Here is a 6,699-nt window from a genome sequence, read left to right on the forward strand (position 1 = left end):
TTAAAACCTAGCTACTGTATTTAACTTAATAACTTATGAACTTAATAACTCAGGAACTCAATAACTGAATAACTTATGAACTAATAAGTGAATGTAAAATAAAAAATGCTCCCGAAGGAGCATTGAACTATAAAACTTCAATCTGATTTTTAAGCAGGTCTTCAAATTCATCGCGTTTGCGAATGAGGTGGGCCTTGCCATCCTTGATCATTACTTCGGCCGGTTTCAGACGGCTGTTGAAATTGCTCGACATTTCAAATCCATACGCACCGGCATTGTAAAATACCAGGTAATCACCTTCCCTGACCTCATGCAGCTTGCGGTCCCAGGCAAAAGTATCGGTCTCGCAAATATTACCTACAACGGTATAGATCCTTTCAGGCCCCTGCGGGTTCGAGATATTTTCAATATGATGGTATGCTTCGTAAAACATGGGGCGAATGAGGTGGTTGAAGCCGCTGTTCACTCCTGCAAACACCGTAGCCGGGGTTTGTTTTACCACATTGGTCTTTACAATGAAATAACCGCACTGGCTTACCAGGTATTTGCCCGGTTCGAACCAAACCTGCAGTTTTTTGCCAGTTTCTTTCTCGAAGTTCTTAAAGGCCTGCGCCATTTTCTGGCCCAGGGTATTTACATCTGTTTCCGGATCATCGGGCTGGTAAGGCACTTTGAAGCCGCTGCCCAGGTCTACAAATTCCAGGTCGGGGAAATGTGTGGCTACCTCAAACATCACTTCGAGGCCTTCCATGAACACACCGATGTCTTTGATCTCGCTGCCGGTATGCATATGCACACCCGTCACTTTCATTTTAGCGCTTTTAATGATACGCTCGATATGCCTGATCTGGTGAATGGAAATACCAAATTTGCTATCTACGTGCCCGGTAGAGATCTTGAAATTACCACCGGCCATAATGTGCGGATTCAGGCGGATGCAAATGGGATAGGTTCCGCCAAATTTATTACCAAACTGCTCGAGGATGGAGATATTATCGATATTGATATTTACACCCAATTCCTTGGCGGCTACAATTTCCTGGAAGTCGACACAGTTGGGGGTGTACAGGATATTTTTAGGATCGAAACCTGCTTTCAGGGCCAGCTTTACTTCATAAATGCTCACACAATCGACCCCGGCGCCCAGGCTGTTCACATACTTTAAAACATTAATATTGGTAAGTGCCTTACAGGCATAGTAAAAGCGGGCATTGATCTTTGAAAAAGCGTTTTGCAGCTTTTCGTATTGTTCTTTGATCTTTTCGGCATGGTACACGTACAGGGGGGTACCAAATTCGTTTGCTAACTGAATTAAAAGCTCTCTCGATAATTGCTGTGCCATAAGTATGCGAATATAAGAACAGTTGGTGAATGGTCAATGGTGAATGGTCAATGTATCAGTTACCGGTTGCTGGTTCCCGGTCAGCAGGGAAAAAATTCAATTCCCGACCGAAGGCAGGGTGATCGACATGCAGGGCCCGGCAACTGGCAACTGGTAACCGGTAACAAAAGAACTTAAAATTGAGCGCTATGAACTTTGAACCAGCATAAAAAAAGCGCATCGGCCGGTGGGCGGATGCGCAGTCCTTTATAAATGTTGTATTTACTTTTTTTCTTTGTCGTTTTCATCCGGTTCACCATCGGCATCGTCATCATCCCCCTTGTCTTCATCATCAGCTTCTTCTTCCCCATCTTCAGTTGCTTCCTCTTCATCAGCTTCCTCTTCATCCATTTCTTCCTCATCAAATTCCTCTTTCTCCTCATCAGCTTCTTCTTCTGATCCGGTATGTTCTTCGATCAGCTCTCCATTGTCATCGACCTTAAAGGAGGTAGAGTCATCACCGGCATATTCATCATCCTCTTCTTCCGGCGTAATATAGGGTTCCTCTGCTTCAAACCCTTCTGAAGCTTCTTCTTCATCATCTTCATAGCCTTCTTCAATTTCATCCAGCACTTCATCAGCTTCTTCATCCAGCGCTTCAGCCTCTTCTGCTATGGCCTCTTCATCGGTATCCTCTTCGTAGGTATCGTCGGCCAGCTCATTTTCATCGGCCATGTCTGAAGCCTGCTGCCCTTCGGCGGCAATGGCGCCTTCGTCGTCGCCTTCTTCGGCAGTAAAGGTCACTTCGGTACCATTCAGGTAAGTGCCATTCTCTGAAGGCAGTAATTCTTCCGCAACCTCTTCGGCAGTTTCAGCAGCTGCAGCAGCATTGGCGCCTTCTACAGTGGTTGGCGTTACGATACTATCGTCGAATACCTCTTTCAGTTTGGGCAGATCCTCTGGTGAGTTGAGGCCGAAATAGTCCATAAAGTTCTTGGACGTAGCATAGACAAGCGGGTGGCCAGGCAGATTTTCATTACGGCCGGTAATAACGATGAGGTCTTTTTCGAGCAGTTTCTGGATGGCGTAATCACTGCTTACACCGCGGATGGCCTCAATTTCAGACTTGGTAACCGGTTGTTTATAAGCAATGATACTTAAGGTTTCCAGCGCAGCGGTAGAGAGGCGCTTCAGGAATTTATCACCGTTCAACTGGGCAACGGTCTTATGGAAATCTCTTTTTGTCAGGAATTGCCAACCGCCCCCGCTTTCGCGTACTTCGAAGGGATAGAATTCAGCCTTATACTTTTCGAGTATTCCTTCAATGGCCGATTCAATCTGATCGAGGGTGATCTTATCCTCCATAAAGCCAAAGGCATTGTTGATCAGGTCAGTGATCTCCAAAGTAGTTAGTGGCTTTTCACTGGCAAAGATCAACGCCTCTATATGGGGTATCAGGTTGGAAATTTCCATTATTGAAGTTTATTATTTGCAGACATAGCCGTTGTTAGGAGCTAACAACAGCTATGATCTATAAACTGTCTTAACCTTGTAATGCCGCTGCACCACTCACGATCTCTGTCAACTCGGTCGTGATGGCTGCCTGACGGGCCCGGTTGTAAGAAATTTTATAGTGCTTTAATAATTCGTTGGCGTTTTCGCTGGCTTTATCCATAGCAGTCATCCGTGCTCCATGTTCAGAAGCATTGGCATCGAGTACCGCTTTGTATAACTGCGTGTTCAGGATCTTGGGCATCAGTTCGGCGATCAGCTGGTCTTTGGCAGGTTCAAAGATAAAGTCGCTCTTTTTAGCGCCTTCTTTCTTTTCCACTTTAGGAATAGGCAGGAAACGTTCTACGGCGAAACGTTGCACGGCTGCATTGCGGAATTCGCTGTAGATAAGTTCAATGACATCGTACTCTTTTGCCTCAAATGCTTTTACAGCAGCCTGGGCAACAGCCTGTACGTTCTCGAACTTCAGGTTCAGGAACAGGTCTTTATGGGCATCGCTGACCTTGTATTTATTTTTCTGGAAGAATTCAGTTCCTTTTTTACCAATGCCCCAGATATGCAGATTGCCCTTGGCGTTCTGGGCGGCATATTTTTCCTGGATGGTGGTGCGGGCCAGTTTAATAACGTTGGTGTTGTAAGCGCCGCACAATCCGCGGTCGCTGGTAATAACGATCAGTAACACTTTTTCTACCGGACGCTCCACTGCCAGCGCCATACCAGCATCGCCTTCGGAACTGCTCACAATATTGCTCAGCACTTCCTGCAGTTTACGGGCATAAGGGCGCATCTGGATGATCGCATCCTGGGCTTTCCTTAATTTGGCAGCGCTTACCATTTTCATCGCTTTGGTAATCTGCTGCATATTCTGTGTTGCCTTGATCTTATTACGAACTTCTTTTAACTGACCTGCCATATTGCAAAGTTGATTAGTTGATAACTGCCAGGTAAATCCTTATATAACAAGCTAAAAATCAATTAGCTACAATCAATAAACCTACCTGTAGTTTTAATCGGCTGCAAAGGTAGCGGAAAGCGGCCAAAATTCCACGAAATTTTGCGGTTCGCAGTTCTCAGTTCGCAGTTGGCAGTTCTCAGTTCTCGTCAGTTCACAATACCCGGTTCCCAGTTGGCGGTTGGCAGTCGCAGGCTCTTATCCGGTTCATTGGCGAGAAAATAGTGCAGCTATTTATAATGTTCCTGTAATAAAAGCGTTCTTATAAGCATGTAAGGAATGCCCTAAACCATTCATTCACGGGATCATTCTGCCTTGCACTTATTTCGTGTATTTAACGCAATTGATGGAAATTTTCAGCATTTTTGTTATAAGATATGGCAAAAAAGAAGAAAGCAGCAAAAGCAGCAAAACCCGTTATTCTGGTAACTAATGACGATGGTATAACAGCACCGGGTATACATAATCTGGTAGAAGCAGTAAAGGATCTCGGAAAGATAATTGTTGTTGCCCCCGATAAACCACAATCAGGCATGGGTCACGCCATAACTATTGGTCAACCCCTGCGCCTGAGCCCCGTAAGCACTTTTTTCGACGGGGTTGAAGCCTACCAGTGTTCAGGCACGCCGGTAGACTGTGTGAAACTGGCGGTTGATAAGATCCTTCGCCGCAAACCCGATCTGTGTTTGAGCGGCATTAACCACGGCGCCAATCACTCGATCAATGTTATTTATTCCGGAACCATGTCGGCCGCCGTGGAAGCTGCCATTGAAAGCATTCCTTCCGTCGGTTTTTCGCTGCTCGATTACAGTATTGAAGCCGATTTTACCGCTGCCCGTCAATATGCCCGTATCATTGTTGAGCAAATGCTGCAGGGCACACTGGAAAAACATACGGTATTGAACGTGAACTTCCCCCCGGTTGCCCCGGACCTCATCAAAGGCATTCGCATCTGCCGCCAGGCCTATGCGAAATATGAAGAAGATTTTATCGAACGCAATGACCCGAATGGACGAAAGTATTACTGGCTTACAGGTGAGTTTGTGAATTTCGACAAAGGAAAAGATACAGATGTGTGGGCCCTTGCCAATAACTATGTGAGCGTTGTACCGGTGCAATTTGACCTGACAAATTACCAACTGAAAGATAAGCTCGAAAAAACCTGGAAACTGTAATGTTCAAAAAAGACAACCTCCGCTTTGGCATGTTGCTGGGCTTCATTGCCCCCCTGTTAAGCCTTGTAGCCTATTATTTTTTTAAATTTTATCCTACGTTCAGCGTACGCGAATGCTTAATATTCATCGGCGAAAACAAAAATCAGATCACCGCCATTTCCGTCCCCTGCCTGGTGTTGAATATCGCCCTCTTCACCTTCTACATTAATACCCGCCGCGATAAAACCGCCAAAGGTATTTTTGCCATCACACTTATATATGCGATCGGGGCTTTGTTACTTAAGTTTATTTTGTAGTAGAAAGTATGATAGTGAATAATGAAACTGGTACCGGTTACCAGTTCCCGGTTGCCGGGGCCTGCATGTCGATCAGGCTGCCAACAGCCGGAATCTCCGAATCTCTTGCCCGGTAACTGGCAACTGGTAACTGCAAACTTCGACCTGCTAACTGTGAACTGCTAACTGGCAACTTTCTACTATCTTTACCCCATGCGTTATTACATTATAGCAGGTGAAGCGTCCGGGGATTTGCATGGCAGTAATTTAATCAAAGAGATCAGGAAAGCAGATACCGCCGCATCGATCCGGTGCTGGGGCGGCGACCGCATGCAACAGGCCGGTGCCGACCTCGTAAAACATTACCGCAACCTGGCTTTTATGGGTTTTTGGGAAGTGGCCAAGAACCTGGGCACCATCCTGAAGAACCTGCAGTTTTGCAAAGACGATATCACCCGGTACAAACCCGATGCACTGGTGCTGATAGACTACCCCGGCTTTAACTTACGCATTGCCGAATGGGCCAAACAACAAGGATATAAAGTCATTTATTATATTTCGCCACAGGTATGGGCCTGGAAAGAGAACCGCGTGCATAAAATGAAACAGTGCATTGATAAAATGCTCGTGATCCTTCCTTTCGAAAAAGATTATTACAAAAACAAATGGAACTGGGATGTTGAATATGTAGGGCATCCCCTGATCGAAGTGGTCGAGCAGGCGCAGCTCACCTCAGACAGTAAGCCGTTAAGCAATAAACCCATCATTGCTTTGTTACCCGGCAGCCGTAAACAGGAAATTCTCAAAAAGCTCCCCATCATGCTGGAAGTAAGCCGCATGTTCCCTGCCTGCCAGTTCGTTGTTGCCAAAGCACCCGGCCAGGAAGACAGTTTTTATGAATCCGTGCTGGCCATGTATCCCAATGTTTCCGCCGTGCGCGACGCTACCTATAACCTGCTCTTGCAATCCCGGGCCGCGCTGGTAACCTCCGGCACAGCCACCCTGGAGACCGCCCTCTTCGGCGTACCCGAAGTGGTCTGTTACAAAGGCAGCAACATTTCTTACCAGATCGCCAAACGCCTGATCAAAGTAAAATACATTTCCCTGGTGAACCTCATCATGGACAAACCGGTGGTGAAAGAGCTCATTCAAAACGAACTAACGCCGGGGAACCTGCGGAAAGAGCTGGAGGCCCTGCTTACCGATGAAAATACCCAACGGCAGTTAAAGCAGGATTATACCGATCTGCGGCATTTGTTGGGTCAGGGTGGACATGCGTCTGCGAGAGCGGCGGCGAGTATTGTTGCTTTCCTTCAAAAAAAATAAGAGTTCAAAGTCATTGGTGTCCGGTAAAAATAGTGTTTTTTGTAAGAGAGGTTGATAATAAAAGGTTTGACGACCTTTTTTTGAGTTTTATCAGGTTACAAGCCCTATAAAGGAGAATAATAAAGGATTTTTAGGTAT

At 46.0% G+C, this 6,699-nt stretch carries 6 protein-coding genes; 3 read left to right on the top strand and 3 right to left on the bottom strand.

The genetic code is table 11. The features are described 5' to 3' along the window. Nucleotides 1–127 precede the first annotated feature (127 nt). From lysA to atpG, 3 genes are all read right to left on the bottom strand, one after another. Complete coding sequence (gene lysA, locus JT717_RS25960) at nucleotides 128–1,342, bottom strand: diaminopimelate decarboxylase (protein WP_205514123.1); 1,215 nt, start codon at nucleotides 1,340–1,342, stop codon at nucleotides 128–130. 261 nt (nucleotides 1,343–1,603) lie between these two features. Beyond that, nucleotides 1,604–2,794 (bottom strand): SMC-Scp complex subunit ScpB, encoded by a 1,191-nt coding sequence (gene scpB, locus JT717_RS25965; protein ID WP_205514124.1) that lies wholly within the window; start codon nucleotides 2,792–2,794, stop codon nucleotides 1,604–1,606. A gap of 70 nt (nucleotides 2,795–2,864) precedes the next feature. Further along, a complete protein-coding gene (gene atpG / locus JT717_RS25970; protein ID WP_205514125.1) occupies nucleotides 2,865–3,746 on the bottom strand; it encodes an ATP synthase F1 subunit gamma in 882 nt (293 codons plus the stop codon). A 416-nt stretch (nucleotides 3,747–4,162) separates the two neighbouring features. Here atpG and surE point away from each other — a divergent pair, with 416 nt between their 5' ends. The 3 genes from surE (at nucleotide 4,163) to lpxB (ending at nucleotide 6,561) form a co-directional block, all read left to right on the top strand. Continuing rightward, nucleotides 4,163–4,960, top strand: a complete 798-nt coding sequence (gene surE / locus JT717_RS25975) for a 5'/3'-nucleotidase SurE (protein ID WP_205514127.1) — start codon at nucleotides 4,163–4,165, stop codon at nucleotides 4,958–4,960. Further along, the gene (locus tag JT717_RS25980) at nucleotides 4,960–5,256 is read left to right on the top strand and encodes a hypothetical protein (protein ID WP_205514129.1); all 297 of its coding nucleotides are present in this window, start codon (nucleotides 4,960–4,962) and stop codon (nucleotides 5,254–5,256) included. The genes surE and JT717_RS25980 overlap by 1 nt, the downstream gene beginning before the upstream one ends. Before the next feature lie 192 nt (nucleotides 5,257–5,448). After that, a complete protein-coding gene (gene lpxB, locus JT717_RS25985; RefSeq protein WP_205514130.1) occupies nucleotides 5,449–6,561 on the top strand; it encodes a lipid-A-disaccharide synthase in 1,113 nt (370 codons plus the stop codon). The last annotated feature ends 138 nt before the right edge of the window (nucleotides 6,562–6,699 follow it).

Source organism: Longitalea arenae, from assembly GCF_016924755.1.
Classification (GTDB): domain Bacteria; phylum Bacteroidota; class Bacteroidia; order Chitinophagales; family Chitinophagaceae; genus Niastella; species Niastella arenae.